This window comes from Bradyrhizobium aeschynomenes, from assembly GCF_013178945.1.
Lineage (GTDB): Bacteria > Pseudomonadota > Alphaproteobacteria > Rhizobiales > Xanthobacteraceae > Bradyrhizobium > Bradyrhizobium aeschynomenes.
The window spans coordinates 565,054-587,729 of the sequence record NZ_JABFDM010000001.1 but is presented as its reverse complement, the minus strand read 5'-3'; the positions used below and the strand labels follow the sequence as shown (position 1 = coordinate 587,729).

Here is a 22,676-nt window from a genome sequence, read left to right as displayed (position 1 = left end):
GGCGCGCGGACATTCGGGAGGGGGCATGCTCAGGCGGTTCATGCCGCATATTCTGGTGGTGGTCACGCTGCTGACGGTCGGCCTGTCCGGCTGCTACGAGCTGCTGAGCCATGCACTCATCGACCTGCGTTTCCGCCTCGACAGCCGTCCCGCCAGCGGCGAGATCGCGGTGGTCGCGATCGATCCGCGCTCGCTCGAGGCCATCGGCGTCTGGCCGTGGCCGCGCACCGCCCACGCCCGCCTGCTGGAACAGCTGCAGCGCGCCGGCGTGCGCGACGTCGCCTTCGACGTGGATTTCAGCGCGCCGTCCGACGCGGCGTCCGACCAGGCTTTCGCAGCGGCGCTGCAGAACGCCAAGGGCTCGGTCGTGCTGCCGATCTTCAAGCAGCTCAATACGACGGGAAAAGAGGCAGGCATTCACGTCAACCGGCCGTTGACGCCGTTCGAGCAGCTGGCATGGACGGCGCTCGTCAACATCGAGGTCGCGCGCGACGGCCGCGTCCGAAGCTACGCCTTCGGCGATCGCGACGACAAAACCTTCCTGCAGTCGATGGGCGCTTTTCTCGCCGGCAGCAATGCGACCACGGATATGTCCTTCCTGGTCGACTACGGCATCGATCCGTCGTCCCTGCCGAAGGTCTCCTATGTCGATATTCTCCGCGGCGACGCCACGGCGCTGGCGAAACTCAAGGACAAGCGGGTGATCGTCGGCGCGACCGCGATCGAGCTCGGCGACTATTATAGCGTACCCAACGGCCGCGTGCTGCCAGGCGTCGTGCTGCAGGCGTTGGCGGCCGAATCCATCATTCAGCATCGCACCCTGCTCTCGACATCGATGACGGCGACCGTGGCTGGCCTGCTGCTGATCGTGATGACCATGCTGTTGAGCTGGCGTTCTCTCTCGGCGGCGCGGCGCGCCCTGCTGATCGCAATGATCAGCATCGGCATCGAGGCCGTCGCCGTGCTGCTGCACGTGCGCTACGCGCTGACGTTCGACACCTCGCTTTTGCAGATCGCGCTGGTCGCCTATCTCGCCGCGACGGCCCTCGACGAGATCGACTTTCGCGGGCTGCTGCGGCACGTCGCGGAGAGCCGCTTCGAGCGCATCGCGATGTCGATCGGCGACGGGCTGGTGTGCACCGACCAGGACAAGCGAATCACGGTTTGGAATCCGGGCGCGGTCGCGATCTTCGGCTACGGCCCCGACGAGATCATCGGCCAGCCTTTCGCACGCCTGCGCGCCGACGGCAGCGAGACCGGCGAGCTGTTCCCGCAGCAGGAGGCCGCGCTGCCTGCAACCTTGCTGCCCGGCGGCGCGACCGTCGAGTTCGAAGGCCGCCGCAAGGATGGCGAGGTGTTTCCGGTGGAAGCCAGCTTCTCCGCCTGGCAGGGCGCCGAGGGCCTGCAATATGGCGTGATCCTGCGCGACATCTCGGTGCGCAAGCGTGAGGCTGCGCGCATCCGCTATCTCGCCGAGTACGACACGCTCACCGCCCTGATCAACCGCAACACGCTGCAGGCCGAACTTGCCGGCATGATCGCAACCGCGGATGCCGTGTCCGACCGCGTGGTGCTGCTGGTGATCGGGCTCGATGCCTTCCAGCACATCAACGACATGCTCGGCCACAGCTTCGGCGACCGTGTCCTGCGTGCGGCGGCCGAGCGGCTTCACCGCGAGATCGGCAGCATGGGCCGGGTCGCGCGGCTCAGCGGCGACGAGTTCGCCGTGGCCATTCCATGCTCCGCCATCGGCGGCACCGTGGCCGAGCTGGCCGAGCATCTGTCACACCTGTTCGAGGCACCGCTGGAAGCCGGCGCGCGCCAGCAGCGCGTCAAGATCAGCCTCGGCGTCGCGGTGCATCCCGAGGGCGGGCACACGGCAGACGAGCTGCTCAGCAACGCCCACCTCGCTTTGTGCCGGGCCAAGACCGACGCGCGTGGCAGCCACGTGATCTTCGAGAGCGCGATCCGCCGCGAGATCGAGCAGCGGCTGACGCTCGAAGCCGAGCTTGCGCTGGCGGTCGAGCGAAACGAATTCGAGCTGTTCTACCAGCCGCAAGTCGACCTGCTGAGCGGCCGCGTCATCGGCGCCGAGGCGCTGATCCGGTGGCGCCATCCGACGCGCGGCCTCGTGCCGCCAGGCGATTTCATTCCGGTCGTCAACACCTCGCCCCTCTCCGAGGCCGTCGCGACCTGGGTCATGACGACCGCCGTCCGGCAGGCGCGCGCATGGCAGCTCGACGGCCATGAAATCCGCGTCGGCGTCAACCTGTCGCCGTCGCAGTTCCAGTCCGGCGACCTCGCGGCCTTCGTCAGCAAGCTGCTCACCGTGACCGGCCTGTCGCCACGTCTGCTGGAGCTCGAGGTCACCGAGGACATCCTGCTGCACGACGAGCCAGGTGTCTTGCAGACGTTCAACCGGATGCGGGCGCTCGGCGTCAGCCTGGTGTTCGACGATTTCGGCACCGGCTATGCGAGCCTCAGCTATCTCAAGAAGTTCCCGCTCGACGGCCTGAAGATCGACCGCTCCTTCGTGCGCGACGTGCTGACCCGGGCCGACGACGCCGCCATCGTCGGCTCGACGGTGAGCCTCAGCAAGCAGCTCGGGCTCTCGGTGATCGCCGAAGGCATCGAGAATGCGGCGACGGCGGAATTCCTGCTGCGCCTCGGTTGCGAGCACGGCCAGGGCTATCACTTCGGCAAGCCGATGCCGGCGGCGGATTTCACCCAGCGATTCCTGCAGGTGGATGACACGCGACGGGCGGGCGCGGCGTGAGATGAGGTTGCGGGAGCGAGCGGCCGAGCATGATCCCTCATGCTCGCCTCAAACTGATATGAGCCGCCCTCTCCTCCGTCATTCCGGGGCGCGCGTAGCGCGAGCCCGGAATGACGAACGAGTGCGCTTCTCGCTTCAGCCCGCGCTTCCCGTCAGCCCTTCTTCCCGCCTTTGCCCTCGTTCTCCAGCGCCTTGCGCACCGCCTTGAACTCGTCGAGGGAGGCGGGATCGACGCGCGGGAAATGCAGATCGAGGCTTTCGAGCGCGGCGACGATGGTCGAGCCGATCACGACGCGGGCGAACCATTTGTGATCGGCGGGCACGACGTACCAAGGCGCAAACGGCGTCGAGGTGTGACGCACGATGTCCTGATAGACCGCCTGGTAACGCTCCCAGCGGGCGCGCTCGGTGACGTCGCCCATCGAGAACTTCCAGTTCTTGGCAGGCTGCTCCAGCCGGTCGAGGAAGCGCTCGCGCTGCTCCTCCTTGGAGATGTTGAGGAAGAACTTCAGGATCACGGTGCCGTTGCGCGTGAGGTAGCGCTCGAAGGCGGAGATGTCCTCGAAGCGCTCGCGCCAGATGGTCTTGGTGACGAGCCTGGGCGGCAGCTTCTCGGCCTTGAGGATCTCGGGATGAACGCGCGTGACCAGGCATTCCTCGTAATAGGAGCGGTTGAAGATGCCGATGCGGCCGCGCTCCGGCAGCGCGATGGCGCTGCGCCACATGAAGTCGTGATCGAGCTCCTTCGAGGTCGGCTGCTTGAACGAGGTCACCTCGCAGCCCTGCGGATTGACGCCCTCGAAGATGCTCTTGATGGCGCTGTCCTTGCCCGAGGCGTCCATGCCCTGCAGCAGCACCAGCACCGACCAACGGTCCTGGGCATAGAGCTTCTCCTGGAAGTCGGCGAGCCGCTTGCGGTTCTCCTCGATGATCGCCTCGCCCTCCTCCTTGTCGAGACCGCCCTTCACCTTGGTCTTGTGCGACTTGAGGTGAAACTTGTGGCCGCCATCGATCCGGAACGGCGAGATGAACGGATCAAGCTCACGGGCAAGTGAGCGCGCTGTCTTGCTCATCAGGACGTCTCTCCTGCGTCGAACTGCGTTTCGAGGAAGGCGGTGACGAAGCGCGGCATCGCCGCCGTCAGATCGTCCCGGCTTCGAACGAGCTGGATCGCCGAGAGTTCCGGCTCGTGCTGTGCAGCGAGGTTGGCTTCGATCCGGCGCTGCAGGACATCGCCGGTCTCGGGCGCATCGAGCACGCGCATCATGGCGATCGTGGCGCCGGTCATGACGCAGTCCCAATGTGGCGACGCGCGATAGTCCGCGGGCCTCAGTCCGGTCTCCTCCTCGACCTCGCGCGCGACGTTGGCGGCGAGATCGAGCGTGCCGCCATCGACATCGGCGAGATCCGGCGTGCCGGCCGGAAAATACAGCCGCCCGGCATTGGCCGTGTGCGCGCCCATCTCGCCGAGCACGAAGGCGCCGTCGGCCGCGCGCAGCGCGCCCATGCCGAAGCCGTTGAAGGCTGTGCGGTCGGGAAAGCCCCAGTCGCGCCAGGCCAGCAGGCTGGCGAAATCGGTCTCGAAATAGCTCGCCGAGAACTGGCCGTTCTCGAAGCGAGCATCACGCCCGAGCAGGATGCGTCCATTCCACAGGCCGGGCTTCTCGCGCTGCCGTTCGGCGAAATGCGCCGCGATGTCGTCGCGGCGCGCTTGCGCGAACGGCCAGTCCCACGGCTCGACCTTGAGGTCGAGCGCGGTGACGCGGTGGATGATGACGTCGGGCATCCGCTTATTTCGCGCCCTTGGCCTGCTCGACGAACTTGTTGGTGAAGGTCTTGCTGACGTCGATGTTGGCCTTGGCGACGTCGGGCGAGCCGGTCGAGAACACCGCGAGCACGGCGTCGGCGCCCTTCGGATCCATCTTGCCGGTCTGCGAGTACATCGGAATCGTGTTCTTCAGCGCGGCGAGATAGAGCGCCTTGTCCTTGCCGACCAGTTCCTCCGGCATCTTCGCCATGATCTCCTCCGGCGTATGCGAATGGATCCAGTTGAGCGTCGCCACGATGGCGTTGGTCAGCGCCTGCGCCTCCTTCTCGTGGCCGGAGATCCAGGCCACCGTCGAATACAGCGCACCGCCGGGATATTCGCCGCCGAACACCTCCAGCGTGTCGTGCTGCGTGCGGGTGTCGCTGAGGATCTTGAGGTCCGGATGCTTGCCCTGCAGCACGGTGACCGAAGGGTCGAGCATCACGGCCGCGTCGATCTGGCCCTGCTCCATCGCCGCCACCGCGGTGGCGCCGAGGCCGACGCCGATCACGGCGGTCGAGGTGGGATCGACGCCGTTCTTCTTCAGCATGTACTTCAGGAAGAAGTCGGTCGAGGAGCCCGGCGCGCTGACGCCGACCTTCTTGCCGGCGAGATCCTTGATCGAGCTGATCTCCTTGTTATGCGACGGTGCCACGACGAGCACGAGACCGGGATAGCGGTCGTACACGACGAAGGACTGCATCTCCTGCTTCTTGGCCGCGAGATTGACGCAGTGATCGAAATAGCCGGAGACGACGTCGGCGCTGCCGCCGAGCACGGCCTTCAGCGCGTCCGAGCCGCCCTTGAGGTCGACCAGCTCGACGTCGAGCCCGGCCTTCTCATATTCGCCGAGCTGCTTGGCCAGCACCGTCGGCAGATAGCACAGGCAGGCGCCGCCGCCGACCGCGATCGTGACCTTGGTTGCGGCGCTGGCAACCCCGGTGCTCAGCGTCAACGCCAGCAGCGCGCCGGTCACGCTGTTGATGAACTTGTTCATATGTTTCCTCCGTTCTGTCGTTGGTCAGATTAGGCGTGTTGATGTGGCTTTAGAAGGCCGCGCCACCCACCGCCGTCGTCCCGGCGAACGCCGGGACCCATAACCCCAGGGAGTGGTTTGGGGCACACCGGACGACCCGTCTTTTCCAACCGCGATATCACGCGGTATGGGTCCCGGCGTTCGCCGGGACGACGGCGGAGGATGTGGGAGCACCGCGCCCCTCATCTTCCATCCGCCGCATCGGGCCGCCACACCAGCAGCCTGCGCTCCACCAGCGTCACGCAGATGTCGATCAGGATCACGAACGCCGACAGCACGAACATGCCAGCGAACACGCCGGCGACGTCGAAGATGCCTTCGGCCTGCTGGATGAGATAGCCGAGGCCGGCTGCCGAGCCGAGATACTCGCCGACGACGGCACCGACCACGGCGAAGCCCACCGACGTGTGCAGCGACGAGAACATCCAGGACAGCGCGCTGGGCCAGTAGACGTGGCGCATCAGCTGCCGCTCGCTCATCCCCAGCATGCGCGCGTTGTCGCGCACCACCGGCGAGACCTCCTTCACGCCCTGATAGACGTTGAAGAAGACGATGAAGAACACCAGCGTCACACCGAGCGCGACCTTGGACCAGATGCCCAAGCCCAGCCACAGCGTGAAGATCGGCGCCAGCACCACGCGCGGCAGGGCGTTGGCCATCTTGACGTAGGGATCGAACACCGCAGCGACCAGCGGCTTGCGCGCGAACCAGAAGCCGACCAGCACGCCGCCGAACGAGCCGATCGTGAAGGCCAGGATCGACTCCCACAAGGTGATGGCGAGATGCTTCCAGATCGAGCCGGTCGTGAACCATTTCACGACCTGCGCCGATACGTCGGCGGGATTGGAGAAGAAGAACGGCGGCAGCAGGATGCGGCCGAACACCGGCACGGTGGCAAAGAACTGCCACAGCGCGATCGCGACCACGGCGACGAGCAATTGCAGCGCGAGCAGACCGAGACGCGACATCACACCGCCTCCGCCTGCTTGTAGGTCTTCTCGACCTCGGCCTTCAGCGTCTGCCAGATCTCGCGATGCAGTTCGTGGAACTCGTGCTTCATGCGCACCTCGAAGATGTCGCGCGGGCGCGGCAGGGTGACGCGCCAGTCGCCGATGATGCGCGAGGCAGGCCCGGCGGACATGATGACGACGCGATCGGCGAGCGCGATCGCCTCCTCCAGGTCGTGAGTGACGAACAGCACCGCCTTGCGGTCGGCGTTCCAGAGATCGAGCAGCAGATTGCCCATGATCTGCCGCGTCTGCGCGTCGAGCGGACCGAACGGCTCGTCCATCAGGATGATGCGGGGATTGCGGATCAGGACCTGGGCGAGGCCGACGCGCTTGCGCTGGCCGCCCGACAGCATGTGCGGATAACGGTTGCCGAAGGCGCCAAGGCCGACCGAGGTCAGCCATTGCTGTGCCTTGGCTGTGGCCTCGGCCGACGGCGTGCCGGCGACCTCGAGCCCGATGGCGACGTTCTCCAGCGCCGTCTTCCACGGGAACAGCGCATCGGCCTGGAACAGGTAGCCGGCATCGCGATTGAGGCCGGCCAGCGGCTGGCCGAAGATGCGGACGTGGCCTGCGGCCGGCTTCAGCAGCCCGGCGGCGACGTTGAGAAGCGTGGACTTGCCGCAGCCGGTTGGCCCGACGATGGCGACGAACTCACCGTCGGCGACGGCGAGATCGGCCGTCTCCACGGCGGTATAGGTGCGCCCGCCGGCGAGACGGAATGCGACCGTGGTCCCGTCCAGCGAAACCGCGGCGGCCGTTGACTGCGTCACGTCCAAGTTCCTCCCCGAAAATGGCCGGGACGGCTTAGCCGCTTGCGCGGTGAAGTTCAACGCACCGCCCGGATGTGCTAGGTCAGTCCGAGCCGAGGCCCCCCGCCCCGAAAGGCCGCATGCCGCGCACGCCCCTCATCACCTATGGCAACGTCCGCAAGAGCTTCCCCGGCACCACGGGCGCCGTGACGGCGGTGGACGACGTCTCGCTCGATATCGCCGAGGGCGAGTTCCTGGCCATCGTCGGCGGCTCCGGCTCCGGCAAGACCACTCTGCTGCGGCTGACCAACCGGCTGATCGCGCCGGACAGCGGCACGATCCGCATCGCTGGCGAGGATATCGGCCATCTCGAACCGGTCGCCTTGCGGCGCCGTATCGGCAACGTGTTTCAGAACGCCGCGCTGTTTCCACACATGACGGTTGCCGCCAACATCGGCATCACCCCCAGGCTGCTGGGCACGCCGACCCACGAGATCGCCGCGCGGGTCGACGAGCTGCTCGACCTCGTCCAGCTCGACCGCACGGCGCATCGCGACCGCCTGCCGGACGAGCTCTCCGGAGGTCAGCGCCAGCGCGTCGGGGTTGCCCGCGCGCTCGCCGCGCGGCCGCGCATCGTGCTGATGGACGAGCCGTTTGGCGCGCTCGATCCACTGACGCGCGATACGCTCGGTCAAGACTATCGCGCGCTGCATGACAAGCTCGGACTGACCACCGTGATGATCACGCACGACATCACCGAGGCGCTGCTGCTGGCCGACCGCGTCGCCGTGATGCGCGGCGGACGCCTGGTCGAGGTCGGCACACCGGCGGAGCTCGCGGCGAGCCGCGAGCCTTATGTGGCGGAGCTGATGACGACACCGCGCCGGCAGGCCGCGCGGCTCGCGGCGCTGCTGCCCGAGAGCGGCGCGGCATGAGCGTGCTCTCCGATCCACGCTTTGCCGAGGCGCTGTCGCATCTCGCCGACTATCTCGGCAGCCATCTGCGTGTCAGCGTCGCTGCGCTGGCGCTGGGCCTGATCGTCAGCTTTCCACTGGCGCTCGTCGCCCGCAATCGCCCCGCGCTGCGCAGCCTGCTGCTCGGGCTCGCCAGCGTGGTGCAGACGGTGCCGGGGCTGGCGCTGCTCGCGCTGTTCTATCCGCTGCTGCTGGCGCTCGCCGCGCTGACCTCGCGCTGGTTCGGGCTGTCGTTCTCGGCTTTCGGCTTCCTGCCGGCGGTGCTGGCGCTGGCGCTGTATTCGATGCTGCCGGTGCTGCGCAACACCATCACCGGGCTCAACGGCGTCGATGCGGGTCTGATCGAGGCCGCCAAGGGCGTCGGCATGACCGAGCACCAGGCGCTGAGGATGGTCGAGCTGCCGCTGGCGCTGCCGGTCATCATGGCCGGCATCCGCACCGCGGCCGTGTGGGTGATCGGCACCGCGACGTTGTCGACGCCGATCGGTCAGACCTCGCTCGGCAACTACATCTTTGCCGGACTGCAGACGCAGAACTGGGTGCTGGTCGTCTTCGGCTGCGTCGCCGCAGCCGTGCTGGCGCTCGTCGTCGACCAGTTGCTGGCGCTGATCGAGCACGGCTTGCGCAGGCGCAGCCGCGCCCGCGTAGCGCTGGGAACCGCCACCATTGCACTGATGGTCGTCGCGAGTCTTCTGCCCTCGCTCGCCGGCGGCTCCGCGCGCTACGTCATCGGTGCAAAAACCTTCACCGAACAATATGTGCTCTCGGCCCTGATCAGCGACCGGCTTCAGGCCGCGGGACTATCGGCGGCGACACGCGCCGGGCTTGGCTCCAGCGTGATCTATGGTGCGCTCAGGAATGGCGACATCGACCTCTATGTCGAGTACTCCGGCACGCTATGGGCCAACCAGTTTCACCACAACGAGCAACTGCCGCGCGCCGCACTGCTCGAAGCGTTGAAGCAGGATCTTGCGAAAGACAAGGTCACGCTGCTCGGCGAGCTCGGCTTCGAGAACGCCTACGCGCTGGTGATGCCGCGCAAGAAGGCCGAGGCGCTCGGCATCCGCTCGATCGAAGATCTCGCGCGCCACACCGCGCAGATGTCGATCGCCGGCGACTACGAGTTCTTCTCGCGCCCCGAATGGGCCGCCCTGCGCGATGCCTATGGGCTCACCTTCCGCGCCCAGCGCCAGATGCAGCCTGACTTCATGTATGCCGCGGTGGCCTCGGGCGAGGTCGACGTCATCGCCGGCTACACCAGCGACGGGCTGACCGCCAAGTACGATCTCGTCGTGCTTGGCGATCCCAAGCAGGCCATCCCGCCCTATGACGCGATCCTGCTGCTGTCGCCGCGGCGCGCCGATGATCGCGCGCTGCAGGATGCGCTGCGCCCGCTGCTCGGCCGCATCGACATCGCCACCATGCAGCAGGCCAACCTGCGCGCATCGGGCAGCGACGCGGAGTCCTCGCCACGGGCCGTGGCGCGCTGGCTATGGAGCAAGATCTCGAAGTGAGGCTCGCTGGCCTCTCTTTCGTCATCGCGAGCGAAGCGAAGCAATCCAGGGCTGTGGAAACGACTCTGGATTGCTTCGCTTCGCTCGCAATGACGGCGGTGATTGAAGCGGCTTGCGCCTGCCCCATGCACTCAAGCTACATCCCCGGCTCGATCGGCTTCTCGACCGCGCCGCCATTGTCGGCCCAGTCCTTGAAGCCGCCGACGTTGAACACCTTGTCGTAGCCGAGTTCCTTCAGCGTCTTGCCGGACAGCGCGGCGCGGCCGCCGGAGGCGCAGTACAGAATGACGCTCTTGTCCTTGCTGAAGTTCTTGTCGTGATAGGGCGAGTCCGGATCGGCTCGGAATTCGAGCATGCCGCGCGAGACGTGGTGAGCGCCCTCGATCTTGCCGCTCTTTTCGACCTCCGGCGCATCGCGCACGTCGAGCACCAGCGTGTTGCCCTTGGCGATCATGGCCTGCGCCTCGGCCGGCGTGATCTTCGGCACCGCGGCGTTGGCGGCTTCCAGCATCTGCTTGACTGACGTCGACATCGATTTCCCTCCCGGACGTTGAAGGGACAGCGGTAGCGGGCCTGCCGCTGTCCCACAACCCACGATCGGGAGAGCTGCCAAGGAGTGTCGACACCGGCCTTATGTCCACATAGTGGACGTTATATGGCGAATTTTACAAACATATGGACTCATTTCTCACGATCGGTCATGCTGGCTCCATGACCGCCGCTTCAAGATCCTCTCTTCCCAGCCGCGATCGCGCCGTCGAGACGATGCTGGCCGACAGCGCCAGCGATGCTGCGTTTGCCACCACGCTGGCCAAGGGGCTGTTCGTGCTGGAGGCGTTCGGGATGGGGTCCGCCGTGCTCGGCAACATGGACATCTCGATCCGCACCGGCATCCCGCGGCCGACGGTCGCCCGGCTGACCCACACGCTCACCGAGCTCGGCTACCTCGCCTTCGACCAGGCCCTCGCGAAATATCGCCTCGGCATTCGCGCGCTGCGGATGGCGCATCCGCTGCTCGCCGACATGCCGTTCCGACAGGTCGCACGGCCGCTGATGCAGGATCTCGCCGCGAGCGTCCGCGGCACTGTGTCGATCGGCCTGCTCGACGGCAGCGCCATCGTCTATGTCGAGACCGCGCGCTCCGGCGACGTCGGACCGCATGTTCCCGACATCGGCATGCCGATCACCGTGCTCGCAACCGCGATGGGCCGCGCAGCGGCGTCGATCCTGCCGCGCGAGGAGGCCGCGCGTTTCGACGCGCAGCTCGCCGCCGGCAATGCCGCGCAATGGAGCGACTTTTCCGCGCTCTATTTCGACGGCATCGCACAATGCGCCGAGCGCGGGTTCTGCACCTGCGTCGGCGAATACATGCCCGCGATTCACGCGGTGGCGGCGCCGCTGCATTATGCGGCGAACTCGGGCCGCGCTTTCGCGATCAATTGCGGCATCCCGGCCTTCCGCCTGCAGCCGGGCCAGCTCGAGGCCGAGATCGGCCCGCGCATCAATGCGCTCGCCGCCAGCATCCGCGCGCTCATCAACGAGGCCGAACCCGGGATCAGCAGGCGTACGCCACTGCCGGCGCACGCAGGCTGAGAGGCACGGAACGCCATGGCCGGACCGCTCGCAGGTTTGAAGGTTCTCGACATCGCGACGATCATCGCTGCGCCGTTCGCGGCGACGCTGCTCGCCGACTACGGCGCGGACGTTCTGAAGATCGAGATGCCGGGCCATGGCGACGGCGTCCGCACCTTCCCGCCGTTCAAGGACGGCAAGCCGTTGTGGTGGAAGACCGCCAACCGCAACAAGAGTTTCGCGACGCTCGACCTGCGCACGCCCGACGGCCTCGCGCTGCTCAAGCGGCTGCTGCCGCGCTTCGATGTGCTGATCGAGAACTTCCGACCCGGCACGCTCGACAGGTGGGGATTGTCGAAAGAGGTGTTGTGGTCGATCCAGCCGCGCCTCGTCATCCTGCGCGCCACCGCCTTCGGTCAGGACGGGCCGTACAAGGACCGCCCCGGCTTCGCCCGCATCTTCGAGGCGATGGGCGGGCTCACCTACATCACCGGCGAGGCTGATGGCGAGCCGACCCATCCCGGCTATCCGATCGGTGATGCCATCGGCGGCGCGTTCGGCGCGATCGGCGTGCTGGCCGCATTGTGGAAACGCGCTGCTGATCCCGATGCGCCGGGCGAGGAAATCGATCTCGCGCTGACGGAAGCAGTGTTCCGCCTGCTCGACGTGCTGCCGGTCGAGCACGACCAGCTCGGCTTCAGCCGCAGCCGCATCGGCAATGCCAACGGCTATTCGGCACCGGCCGCGGTCTACCGCACCCGCGACGACCGCTGGGTGACCTTGGCCGGCTCCACCAACGCGCTCTACGCGGCCAACTGCCGCGCCATCGATCGCCACGACCTGATCGACGATCCGCGCTTCGCCGACAACGCCTCGCGCGTGAGGCACGCCGACGAACTCAACGCGATCTTCGCCGCTTGGTGCGCCGCGCACGACCTGGATGAAGTCCTCGCCCGTTTCACCGCGGCCAAGGGCACGATCGCGCCGATCTACGCGATCGATCAGATCGCTCATGATCCTCAGGCCGTCGCGCGCGAGATGATCACGCGCGTGCCCGATCGCGATTTCGGCTCGGTGGCGATGTCGAACGTCGTGCCACGCTTCGGCAACGATCCCGCGACGCTGCGCCATGCCGCCGGCGACGTCGGCCAAGACAATCGCGAGGTCTACCAGGGCTGGCTCGGACTATCAGACCAGGAAATGGACGATCTCGCGCGACGGAAGGTGATCTGAGGCCGATAACGACGACAAGGCGCAGCGACAAACGCGCCGAAGCAGCCCGGCAAGGGATGCAAAAGACAGGGAGACGCGCGATGAGACAACCGAGAATGACGCGCCGTGGCCTGCTCGGCGCGGGAGCCGCGCTGGCGATCGGCTCCGGCCATCGCGCACGCGCCCAGGCCGACTGGCCGACCCGCATGGTGCGGCTGATCTGCCCCTATGGCGCCGGCGGCGCCAGCGACATCTCGCTGCGCATCCTGGCCACCGAGTTCGAGCACCATCTCGGCCAGCAGTTCATCGTCGAGAACAAGCCGGGCGCCGGCAGCCGCATCGCCAACGACGCCGTCGCCCGCGCCGCGCCCGACGGCTACACCCTGCTCTACGCCGCCGCGCCCTACGTCACCGCCGAAGCGCTGTTCGGCAAGCTGACCTATGATCCCGCCAAGGATCTTCGTCCCGTCGCGGGCACCATCGTGGCGCCGATCTTTCTGATGATCAGCGCGACAGCGCCGTTCAAGACGCTGGCCGAGCTGATCGCCTACGGCAAGTCCAAGCCGGAAGGCCTGACCTTCGCTTCGCCGGGTGCCGGCTCGCAGCCGCATCTCGCGGCCGAGCTGCTGTTTCGTGACGCCAAGGTCACCGGCCTCAACATTCCCTTCCGCGGCGACTCGATGGCCTACACCGAGCTGCTTGCCGGCCGCGTCGATGCGACGCTGACCGCGATCAGCACCGCCCTGCCCTATATCCAGGCCGGCCAGTTCCGCGTGCTCGGCGTCGCCGCCACGGAGCCGAGCAAGATCTATCCGCAGGCGCCGACGCTGCGCGAGCAGGGCCTGCCGAGCGTGGTCGCGTCGGGCTGGTACGGCTTCATGGCGCCGGGCGCGACGCCGCAACCCATCGTCGACCGGCTGTCGCGCGAGATCCTCGCCGATCTCGCCGCCCCCGAGGTGAAGCAGAAGCTGCTCGCGCAAGGGCTCGACGTGCAGCCGCGCGATCCCATGGCGTTCGGCCAATTCATCGCCGACGAAACCAGCAAATGGAGCGCGGTCATCCGCGACGCCGCCATCAAGGCCGAATGAGTTTCATAAAAAATAGTCAGGGAGTGAACGTCATGAGGAATGGATTTTCGGCGCTGGCTGCGCTCGCGCTGCTGCTTGCATCGTCTGCGCCGGGACTTGCCGCCGACAAGAAGTACGACACCGGCGCCAGCGACAGCGAGATCAAGGTCGGCCAGACCGTGCCGCTGAGCGGTCCGGCCTCGGCCTATGCCACGATCGGCAAGGCGCAGGCCGCCTATATGAAGATGATCAACGACCAGGGCGGCGTGAACGGGCGCAAGATCAACCTGATCCAATATGACGACGCCTATTCGCCGCCGAAGACGGTCGAGCAGGTGCGCAAGCTGGTCGAGAGCGACGAGGTGCTGCTGACGTTCCAGATCATCGGCACCGCGCCGAACGTCGCCGTGCAGAAATATCTCAACTCGAAGAAGGTGCCGCAGCTGTTCGCGGCCACCGGCGCCGCGCGCTTCACCGATCCCAAGAACTTTCCTTGGACGATGGGCTTCAATCCGAGCTACGTCGTCGAGGGCCGCATCTACGGCCAATACATTCTCAAGACCCATCCCAACGCCAAGATCGGCGTGCTCTACCAGAACGACGATCTCGGCCGCGACTATCTCGCCGGCCTCAAGGCCGGGCTCGGCGGCGACAAGGCGGCCAAGATGATCGTGGCTGAATCCTCGTACGAGATCACCGAGCCAACGATCGACTCGCACATCCTCAAGCTGAAGGACGCCGGCGCAGACCTGCTGTTCAGTGCCTCCACGCCGAAGCAGGCGGCGCAGGCCATCAAGAAGGTCGCCGAGCTCGGCTGGAAGCCGGTCCACATCGTCGACATCAACGCCAATTCGCTGGGCGCGACCCTGAAGCCTGCCGGGCTCGAGAATGCCAAGGGGCTGATCAGCGTCGGCTACGTCAAGGATCCGCTCGAGGAGGGCTTCAAAAACGACCCCGGCGTGCAGCGCTATCTCGCCTTCATGGAGAAGTATTATCCCGACGGCGACAAGGGCTCGAACTTCAACGTCTATGGCTACATCACCGCCGAGCTGCTGGTTCAGGTGTTGAAGCAATGCGGCGACGAGCTGACGCGCGACAACGTGCTGAAGCAGGCCACCCATCTCGATCATGTCGAACTCGGCATGCTGCTGCCGGGCATCAGCATCACGACCTCGCCGACGGATTATCGCGTCAACAAGCAGTTGCAGATGATCCAGTTCGATGGCGCGCACTGGCAGAACATCGGCGGCATCGTCACCGATGCGGCTGCGGAGTAGCCGTGGCGCAGAGACCCACCCTGCCCCGGCCGACGTCCACGTCGGCCGGTCACAGCCCCCGGATCAGCTCGGCGTCGATCAGCATGCGGTTGAAGCGGCGGGCTTCGGCGCCGTCGCCGCAGGCATAGAACACGCCCTTGCAGCGTAGCATGATGTCCTTCTGCTCGGCGAAGGACGGATCGAGCGGAATGCCGGCGGCCTCCAAGGTGACCAGCGGCAGATAGGCGGCGTCGATCCTGTCCATCACGACCTCGCTCTGCCGCGGCGCGAAATTGACGGCATCGACAGCATAGTAGGTCGCGTAATAACGCGGATCGTAGCTCTCCAGCTTCTGGCCGATGCCGGCCTCGTCGAGCTTGGGATCGAGGATGTGCGGCGAGAACTCCGGCTGGTGGTCGCCGTAGCGCACGATCAGGAACGGCTGGTCGCCGAACCGCTTCTTCAGATTGGCGAGAAAACGTTGATAGTCCGCCGCGCTCATCGCCTGCCGACGCAGATATTCGTCGATCGCCGGCAGATTGCCGGGCGCACGCCAGGACGGCGTCAGGTCGGGCCGGAATGTGGTCTCCCAGGGGAAATGGTTGGCCGCGAGATAGACGAACATGAACAGCGGCTTGCCCGGCTTCCGCTGCTGCATCAGGTCGAGCGCGGCGTCGTAGAAGAAGCCGTCGGGCTCGACGCCCTTGGCGCCGAGATCGCGCGCATCGAGGAAGCGGTCGACGCCGACGGTGGTCTGGAAGCTGCGCGCGTTCATGAAGGCGCCATGCGCGGGGTACAGCGACACCGTGTCGTAACCGCAATTGCGCAGCGCCAACGGCAATCCGCGCTCCACCCGGCCGGACGCGATCCGGGTCACGAAATAGGCGAAGCGGCCGAACGAGCGCGACGACAGCCCGGCGAGCACATTGTATTCGGTGAACCAGCTCGGGCCGCCATTGCTCTCGGCCATGAACTGGCGCGCCTTGCCGTCGAACGACTTGAAGTGGCTGCCATAGCCCGCGGGCACCTTGATGCCCTCAGCCGAGCGGATGTCGAAGCTCGACTCGTCGTGGATCAGCACGATGTTCGGCCGCCGCCCGGCCGGATGGCAGGAGTCCGGAACGAAGGCGGCCAGCTTGCGGTCGGCCGTGGCATCGGATTCCATGAAGCCGTTGGCGAGGAAGTCCGACACCGCGGTGACGCCGGAGCGCGCGAACTTCGAGAGGTAGCCGTCGTCGTAATAGCCGCGCCAAGCCTCGTCGCGCCAATTGAGCGAATACAGCGTCAGCGCCGCGAGGCAGGCGAGCTTGCCGGCGAGCGCCGGCAGCCGCGCGATCCGGAACGGATCGGCCCACCACAGCAATCCCATCAGCGGCACCACCACGGCCGCCGCCACCAGCACCGACAGCTTCAGGTTCGGAAAGATCGTGAACAGGAACGCCGCGCTGTCGTGGTCGATCAGCATCACGTCGACGAAGTTCGCGGTCATCTGAACCACGGCGTGCTTGAGCTGCGACAGCAGCACCAGCACCACCACCATGGTGAGGGCCAGCGCACCCGATACCGCAGGGCGCCGCAGCAGCACCAGCCAGAAGCCGTTCAGGATGCCCCAGGCCAGCAGGAAGCCAAGCCGCGCGCCGAAATCGGTCTCGGTGTGCAGCATCAGGGCCAATGCGGCCACATGGGGGGCGGCGACAGCCGACAGCCGCGCGACGTTTGAACGCGTCGCACTGGCCGCAGTCAGCGTCGTGATCGGTTCGTGGTTCGGGGTCAGTGACATCGGGCGGTTGAAAGCGGGCGGTCGACAGCAGCGCCCCTCGCCGGCGAATGCCGGCAGATCGAGGCAACCTCATCCTGTCATGTGACCGTAATGAAATCGTCACAAATAACAACAGCCCGGATTTGCCCGGAGTGAGGGCGTGTCCTCTGGTCGCAGCCGCCGGGCGATGCGCGCGGAGCTTCTGCCGTCGTTGTCAAACGTTCATCATCCGGCGTTGCGGATGCGGCGCGCTTCGCATCGTCCGGGACGCCGGACGGCCCGCCGTCCTGGCGCGGACACGCGCCCCGAAATGGCGAAGGAAGGGCCAGCCGAGCAACACCGCTCCGCCGAACGGCAACAGAGGCAGCAGCAGATTCGAGCTTCGATCGCGATCCACGATGGCAAAGCGCGAGGTCTCGTTGCCGCGGTAGAGCACCGCGACCCGGTCGCCGACGCGATAGCGGGGCGAGCTGCCGCCGAAATCTTCGAAGCGCGCCAGCGCACCCGACGCGGTCGCGAACTCGATCACCGGATAATATGTCGGCTCTCGATCGAGACCATTGGCATCGGGTCTGACCACGACGACCCGGCCCTCCGCGCGCAGCCCCGTCAATTCCAGATGGGCGATGTAGCCCGCGATGACGATCGTCGCGGCGAGGAGAATGGCCGCACCGATGCCGGCAACCGGTGACGGTGCCGGCGCCCGCTTGGCCCGCCGGTGAGGCGCCTTGGCTGCGGCCGCCATGAACAGCAGAGCAATCTGAGCAGGCACGCCCAGGAATTGATGATCGAACATTCCAATGCCCCCGCGGAAAGCTGCATCGAAAAAACCAATCATGGGTAAAATACGACACGCGAAACCGGCACGACCAGCGGATGGCGCGTGCAGCCGATCCGATAGGCGAGTCAATTCCGCGGCTTAGCCGTCATTCAGCGTCACGCGCAAAATTGCGCGCGCTCATGGCTTGCCCGGCCGATGTCGCCATATTCCCACACCGACGGACGCCTCTGCCAAAGGATGATTCGTAAATACGGCCCCGACACCACGACGACGGGCCTGGTCAGCGTTCGGAGTCGCCGCTGCCGAGCAGACGCTCTCGCACCAACCGCGCAGCGCCCCGGCTCCACGAATCATTGGCGCCGAGGCGCAGCCCGCTGTCGCCCGAAGCCACCAGCGCGCCGGTATCTGCCCGGCGGACGCGGAAGCCGATGACATACTCGGTGCGGCCGATCCGCCTCACGATCCCAAGCAGCGACTGCTGGGCGCCGAGCGCGCGAGCAGCGCGAGCTTCGCAACCATCGCACGCGCGCAGGGCCTGCCCGGGCTCGCCAGCAGACTCCACGAGGCGATAGCGGCCGGACTGCGCCAGCACCCGGCGCACCGCCTGGGTCGCCTCCTGCAGCTCCTTGCGGTCGGCCTGGCTCTCGCCAAGCGCAGCACCCGCGCTGGTGTCGTCGAGCTCGAACGGCAGCAGGGCCAGCCGGATCGGCTCGGGCGCGGACAGTGCATCGCGGACCTGGCGCGAGACGAAGATCTCGGCGCGCTCCCAGGCCTCGTCGGAGTCGCCGCGGAAGGTGAAGACCTTGTCGAACACGACCCGCCGGGTAGCGACGTCGATGGCCGCCGCGCGCGCCCATTGCACCAGGGTGGAGAGCTTCTGGACGCCGCCGGTGATCACCACGGTGGCGCCGGCCTCGGCGGCCATCCGCAATCGCGTATCCGATGACGCCTCGCTCGGACAGGACGGCGCGCAGCGCGGGCTGACCGGCCGCAGGCGCGCGTCGGCGGCGACGTCGCGGCGAAGCCCGGCGACGAAATCCTGCAATCGGCGTTGATGCGCCGCGGTCTGGTCCACGGGCTCGCCGGAGGTGTCGAGATAGCTGAAATCGTCGACCAGCACGGCCGGAACCTGGTCGGAAGCGGCGCGGACCGGGCCTGCCGCGAGGACGAGCGCGACGCCGAGGCAGCGGACGAGGCGGGTGTTTGACATCGAAGCCTCTCGAGTACGGGTTGCATGGCCGCGAGGCTAGACGCGCGCGCTCACCGCAGAACCGGTCACGGTCCCGACGGGACACGGGAAAATTTCACGACGTGACGATGAGCGGGCCACCGCGCTTTCTGCCGCGACGGTTCTGCCGTTAAATGCCAAAGGGGGGGTTGGGCTGCCATGGGCGCACTGAAGATGTGGAGCCGCTACGATCTCAAATACCGGCTGACCTTGCGCATCGCCGTGGTGGCGACGTTGTGCTTTGCATCGATCTGCGGCTATGTCCTGTTCGACATCGACCGATCGTTGCATGCGCGCAACGCACGGATCGCCGAGATCACGGCGCGAACCCTACAGCTGCAGCAGAGCAAGATGCACTGGGTCAACAGCCCGCCATCCGGCTTCCCCGACCTCGATGCAGTCGCGGCCGCAGCGATGGCCCCCGGCCTGTGCATCGCCTATCGCGGCATCGACGGCAATGTCGTGCAGCGCATCTGCGGCGGCGCCGCAGCTGAGATCGACGCCCCGCCCCGCGCCTTCGCAACGCTGTATCAGCCATTGTTCGATCCTGGTCGCGAGGCGACGCGGCCGGTCACGTACCGCGACAGCCGGACCGGCGATGCGGTGGTCTGGATCGATGCCGGCGTCATGACGACGGAGGCCTGGCGTGAGCTCCGCCGGCTGCTGCCCGTGCTCGGAACGGCGCTGGTGCTGTTGTGCGCCTTGTCGCATGCGGCGCTCGCCCGCGCGCTGCGCCCGACCCGCCTGATCCGCGCCGGGCTGCAGCGGATCGCCGCCGGCGATCTGTCGGCCCGGCTGCCGCCCTTCGACCTCGCCGAGCTCTCCGCGATCCGCGACGCCTTCAATCAGCTCGCCGAGGGACTGGAAACGGCGCTCGCCCAACGCAGCGAACTGACCCGGCGTCTCATTGCCCTGGAAGACGACGAGCGGCGTCATCTCGCGCGTGAGCTGCACGACGAGTTCGGGCAATCGCTCGCGGCGGTCCGTGCGCTCGCCGCCTCGATCCGGCAGACGGCCGCACAGGATTGCCCCAGCCTCCTCGCGGAATGCGACGGCATTGCGCGCACCGCGACCGGCATGATGGACTGCTTGCGCGGCACCTTGGTGCGGCTGCGTCCGCCCGACATCGACGAGCTCGGCCTGGCTGCCAGCCTCGAAGGCCTCGTTGCCGGCTGGAACAGGCGCCAGCACGGACTGGTCCAATTCGAGATCAGCCTGACGCCCGAGGTGGATCGCCTGCCCGGCATCGTCGCCACCAATATCTACCGGATCGCCCAGGAGGCGCTCACCAATGCCGTCAAGCACGCCGACGCCACGCGGGTGCGGCTGCAATTGAGGCTTCACGACGGACCGGAGCAAGGCGCGCCGGCCAGCGCGGCCGTCCTCACCGTCGACAACGACGGGGCCGCCGGCGAAGCTCCCGGAAAATCAGGCCTGGGCCTGCTCGGCATGCGCGAGCGCGTCGCCTCCATGGAGGGGCGGATGAGCTTCGCGGCCGCCGCCGGCGGCGGCGCGCGCCTCCGGGTCGAAATTCCGGTCGCGCCCGCGTCCGACCTGCCGTGTGCGGCATGACGGCGGCCGCCGGCACCATCATGCTGGTCGATGACCATGCCGTGGTGCGCGAAGGCTACCGCTCGATGCTGCAGAAGCAGCCGGGACTGCGCGTGGTCGCGGAAGCCGCTGACGGCGCCGAAGCGTACCGGCTGTTCAAGGAGGTCAGGCCCGATCTCGTCATCATGGACCTGACCATGCCCGGCGTCGGCGGCATCGAAGGCATCCGCCGCATCCGGCAATGGGACCGCAGCGCGCGGATCCTGGTGTTCACGATGCATGAGAATGCGGGATTTGCCGTGCAGGCGATCCGCGCCGGCGCGCGCGGCTACGTCACCAAGAGCAGTCCGCCGGAGACGCTTCTGCGCGCCGTCAAGGACGTGCTCGCAGGCGCCATCGCGATCAGCCCCGACATCGATCACGAGCTCGCGCTCAGCCGGCTGTCCGGCGAGAAGGCGGCCGCCGACGTGCTGACGGCGCGCGAGTTCGAAGTGATGCAGATGCTGCTGGCCGAGCGCACCACCGACGAGATCGCGTCGGCGCTCCATCTCAGTCCCAAGACGATCGCCAACCTGCACTCGCTGATCAAGGACAAGCTCGACGTCGCCAGCGACATCGAGCTGGTGCGGCTGGCGCTGCGCCAGGGCCTGCTGAGCTGACGCGGCGGATCGCCAAGATCCCGAGACGCGTCAGGATCGGTCGGAGACGATGCGCGGTGCTCCCGCCGCTTCCGGCGCCGCAGTGGCATCATCGTCGATCAGGTGGAACTCCCGCCCCAACCGGCGCTGCACGCTCATGACGGCGCGGTCGATGTCGCTGATCAGACTGTCGCCGAGGATGACGTGAGGGATCTCCCAGTTGCGGCCGTTGCGGACGTCGAGCCGCTGGAGGGCCGGCACCCGCGCCGTCTCGCACCCCGGCTGCTCCCGGATGGCCTCCTCGACCAGGCGGGTCAACTCCGCCCGGGTCTTGCCCGTCGTGGTCATCGCGGCCATCAGGCCTTGGTCGGGGGCATCAGGCCGAGCCGCTTGGCCACGATGCGGTCGACGGCTCGCTTGGGAAGCAAGCGCACGATCCATTGCCGCAACGGGTCGGGCGCGATCTCGTAGCGCACTTTGGGCGCCGGCAACGTCAGTGCCTCGAACACCCGTTCGCCGATGGTCTCGGCCGGAAGCCCGGTCTTGCCGAGTTGCAGCATGAAGCCGCGCACCTTCTGCAGCGCCGGGAAGAACGGCGAAGCCTGGAACGGCGACAGATCGACCTCCTCGGCCTTGGCCCAGATCGGCGTCTTCACCGCGCCGGGCGCGACGATGATGACGTCGATGCCGAACAGCATCAGCTCGCGGCGCAGGCTCTCCGAAAGACCCTCGACCGCATGCTTGGAGGTCGAATACGGCGCCATCAGCGGATTGCCGTTGCGGCCCGCGACCGAGCTGATCATCACGATCCGCCCGGGTGCACCGGTCATGGCAGGATCAGCCCCGAGCAGCGGTGCAAACGCCTGGGTGGCGATGACCGGGCCGATGACGTTCACCTCCATCTGATGACGGAACTGGTCGATCGGCAGCTCCGTCACGGGCCCCGCGACCGCAATGCCGGCATTGTTGACCAGCCCGGCGAGCGCCTCGCCCTCGAGCGCCGCTCGCACCTGTTGTGCGGCAGCCTTCACCGCCGCCTCGTCGGTCACGTCGAACAGCAGCGGCGTGAAATCGGCACCGAGTTCTCCGCGCAACCGCTCCGCGTCTTCAGGCTTGCGAACGCTCCCGAACACGCGGAAGCCGCGTGCGAGCAGGAGCTTCGAACAGGCGTAACCAATCCCGGTGGATGCCCCGGTGACGACGACGGATTTCATGGCGACCTCAGCGTGTTGCGAACCGATTATCGCACGAGATCGGGCATCATGCTGGCGCTGTTTTCCTGCGCGAAGGCCGTACCCGCTCGCCTCCATCGTGAGGGCCGCGAGGACAGCGGACTCCGTATGGCGGGCGCGCGACAGGCCACGTCAAGAATATGATTTAAGTTTCAATTCTTGGCAGGATGAGAGCTGACGTCAGATCGAGGGTCGCGCGCAAACTGGATGAAGCAAGGCCGATGACCTTATGGGATCATTAACCTTTTGGCCTGATGTCGCGGCGCGGACAGATCCTCGGGGCGAAAGCGACGGCGCGGTCACCCGAACCTTTGCGGCGGCAGGCGCATTGGCCTGGTTCCGCTCTGCGTCGAGCGATACACGCTTCGTCTTAATTTTCCGTATCCGTGTTTCCCCGGAGTACTACGTCCCGCTCCCCTAACACATTGTTATCGCCCATGCCGAAAACTGGGGCCGCCGAGAGCCCTGCAGCGGACCAGACGCGCTTCGCTGCCGCTCCGGACATCCGGACCAG

The 22,676-nt window shown here is 66.9% G+C and carries 20 protein-coding genes; 9 read left to right on the top strand and 11 right to left on the bottom strand.

Going from position 1 to position 22,676, the window contains the following annotated elements; genetic code table 11:
* Window positions 1-25: 25 nt before the first annotated feature.
* Window positions 26-2,776 (top strand): EAL domain-containing protein, encoded by a 2,751-nt coding sequence (locus HL666_RS02595; protein ID WP_172179730.1) that lies wholly within the window; start codon window positions 26-28, stop codon window positions 2,774-2,776.
* A 152-nt stretch (window positions 2,777-2,928) separates the two neighbouring features.
* Here HL666_RS02595 and HL666_RS02590 read toward each other — a convergent pair whose 3' ends face one another.
* From HL666_RS02590 to HL666_RS02570, 5 genes are all read right to left on the bottom strand, one after another.
* Complete coding sequence (locus tag HL666_RS02590) at window positions 2,929-3,849, bottom strand: polyphosphate kinase 2 family protein (RefSeq protein ID WP_172131763.1); 921 nt, start codon at window positions 3,847-3,849, stop codon at window positions 2,929-2,931.
* Window positions 3,849-4,562, bottom strand: coding sequence for an NUDIX hydrolase (locus HL666_RS02585; protein WP_172110930.1), 714 nt, complete (start codon window positions 4,560-4,562; stop codon window positions 3,849-3,851). Before HL666_RS02585 ends, HL666_RS02590 begins: the two co-directional genes overlap by 1 nt.
* Window positions 4,563-4,566: 4 nt before the next feature.
* Window positions 4,567-5,580 (bottom strand): ABC transporter substrate-binding protein, encoded by a 1,014-nt coding sequence (locus HL666_RS02580; RefSeq protein WP_172179728.1) that lies wholly within the window; start codon window positions 5,578-5,580, stop codon window positions 4,567-4,569.
* 221 nt (window positions 5,581-5,801) lie between these two features.
* Window positions 5,802-6,587, bottom strand: a complete 786-nt coding sequence (locus tag HL666_RS02575) for an ABC transporter permease (RefSeq protein ID WP_172179726.1) — start codon at window positions 6,585-6,587, stop codon at window positions 5,802-5,804.
* Window positions 6,587-7,399 carry an ABC transporter ATP-binding protein gene (locus HL666_RS02570; protein ID WP_172179724.1) on the bottom strand — a complete coding sequence of 271 codons (813 nt, stop codon included), beginning with the start codon at window positions 7,397-7,399 and terminating at the stop codon, window positions 6,587-6,589. The genes HL666_RS02575 and HL666_RS02570 overlap by 1 nt, the downstream gene beginning before the upstream one ends.
* Window positions 7,400-7,518: 119 nt before the next feature.
* Between HL666_RS02570 and HL666_RS02565 the strand changes: the two genes are divergently transcribed.
* Window positions 7,519-8,313: an ATP-binding cassette domain-containing protein gene (locus HL666_RS02565; protein ID WP_172179722.1), complete on the top strand. Its 795-nt coding sequence runs from the start codon at window positions 7,519-7,521 to the stop codon at window positions 8,311-8,313.
* Window positions 8,310-9,866 carry an ABC transporter permease/substrate-binding protein gene (locus HL666_RS02560; protein ID WP_172179720.1) on the top strand — a complete coding sequence of 519 codons (1,557 nt, stop codon included), beginning with the start codon at window positions 8,310-8,312 and terminating at the stop codon, window positions 9,864-9,866. The genes HL666_RS02565 and HL666_RS02560 overlap by 4 nt, the downstream gene beginning before the upstream one ends.
* 136 nt (window positions 9,867-10,002) lie before the next feature.
* Here HL666_RS02560 and HL666_RS02555 read toward each other — a convergent pair whose 3' ends face one another.
* A complete protein-coding gene (locus HL666_RS02555; RefSeq protein ID WP_172110936.1) occupies window positions 10,003-10,398 on the bottom strand; it encodes a rhodanese-like domain-containing protein in 396 nt (131 codons plus the stop codon).
* Window positions 10,399-10,577: 179 nt separating this feature from the next.
* On the opposite strand from HL666_RS02555, the gene HL666_RS02550 reads away from it, so the two are divergent.
* The 4 genes from HL666_RS02550 to HL666_RS02535 all read left to right on the top strand — a co-directional run bounded on the left by HL666_RS02550 (window position 10,578) and on the right by HL666_RS02535 (window position 14,994).
* Window positions 10,578-11,459, top strand: coding sequence for an IclR family transcriptional regulator (locus HL666_RS02550; protein WP_172110937.1), 882 nt, complete (start codon window positions 10,578-10,580; stop codon window positions 11,457-11,459).
* A gap of 15 nt (window positions 11,460-11,474) precedes the next feature.
* Window positions 11,475-12,671, top strand: coding sequence for a CaiB/BaiF CoA transferase family protein (locus HL666_RS02545; protein ID WP_172179718.1), 1,197 nt, complete (start codon window positions 11,475-11,477; stop codon window positions 12,669-12,671).
* 80 nt (window positions 12,672-12,751) lie between these two features.
* Window positions 12,752-13,738: a Bug family tripartite tricarboxylate transporter substrate binding protein gene (locus HL666_RS02540; protein ID WP_172179716.1), complete on the top strand. Its 987-nt coding sequence runs from the start codon at window positions 12,752-12,754 to the stop codon at window positions 13,736-13,738.
* A gap of 32 nt (window positions 13,739-13,770) precedes the next feature.
* Window positions 13,771-14,994, top strand: coding sequence for an ABC transporter substrate-binding protein (locus HL666_RS02535; RefSeq protein ID WP_172179714.1), 1,224 nt, complete (start codon window positions 13,771-13,773; stop codon window positions 14,992-14,994).
* A 49-nt stretch (window positions 14,995-15,043) separates the two neighbouring features.
* On the opposite strand, the gene HL666_RS02530 is transcribed toward HL666_RS02535, so the two are convergent.
* The 3 genes from HL666_RS02530 to HL666_RS02520 form a co-directional block, all read right to left on the bottom strand.
* Window positions 15,044-16,753, bottom strand: coding sequence for a sulfatase-like hydrolase/transferase (locus tag HL666_RS02530; protein ID WP_172179712.1), 1,710 nt, complete (start codon window positions 16,751-16,753; stop codon window positions 15,044-15,046).
* Between the two features lie 193 nt (window positions 16,754-16,946).
* Window positions 16,947-17,642 carry a DUF3592 domain-containing protein gene (locus HL666_RS02525; protein WP_246741427.1) on the bottom strand — a complete coding sequence of 232 codons (696 nt, stop codon included), beginning with the start codon at window positions 17,640-17,642 and terminating at the stop codon, window positions 16,947-16,949.
* Window positions 17,643-17,793: 151 nt separating this feature from the next.
* Window positions 17,794-18,723, bottom strand: coding sequence for a DUF2380 domain-containing protein (locus tag HL666_RS02520; RefSeq protein ID WP_172179710.1), 930 nt, complete (start codon window positions 18,721-18,723; stop codon window positions 17,794-17,796).
* Window positions 18,724-18,915: 192 nt separating this feature from the next.
* On the opposite strand from HL666_RS02520, the gene HL666_RS02515 reads away from it, so the two are divergent.
* Both HL666_RS02515 and HL666_RS02510 read left to right on the top strand, forming a co-directional pair.
* The gene (locus tag HL666_RS02515) at window positions 18,916-20,313 is read left to right on the top strand and encodes a sensor histidine kinase (RefSeq protein ID WP_172180183.1); all 1,398 of its coding nucleotides are present in this window, start codon (window positions 18,916-18,918) and stop codon (window positions 20,311-20,313) included.
* Window positions 20,310-20,951 (top strand): response regulator transcription factor, encoded by a 642-nt coding sequence (locus HL666_RS02510; RefSeq protein WP_172179708.1) that lies wholly within the window; start codon window positions 20,310-20,312, stop codon window positions 20,949-20,951. Before HL666_RS02515 ends, HL666_RS02510 begins: the two co-directional genes overlap by 4 nt.
* A 30-nt stretch (window positions 20,952-20,981) precedes the next feature.
* On the opposite strand, the gene HL666_RS02505 is transcribed toward HL666_RS02510, so the two are convergent.
* Both HL666_RS02505 and HL666_RS02500 read right to left on the bottom strand, forming a co-directional pair.
* On the bottom strand, window positions 20,982-21,287 hold the full coding sequence (locus tag HL666_RS02505) for a hypothetical protein (RefSeq protein WP_172179706.1): 306 nt from the start codon (window positions 21,285-21,287) through the stop codon (window positions 20,982-20,984).
* Window positions 21,287-22,144 carry an SDR family oxidoreductase gene (locus tag HL666_RS02500; RefSeq protein ID WP_172179704.1) on the bottom strand — a complete coding sequence of 286 codons (858 nt, stop codon included), beginning with the start codon at window positions 22,142-22,144 and terminating at the stop codon, window positions 21,287-21,289. The genes HL666_RS02505 and HL666_RS02500 overlap by 1 nt, the downstream gene beginning before the upstream one ends.
* Window positions 22,145-22,676 lie beyond the last annotated feature (532 nt).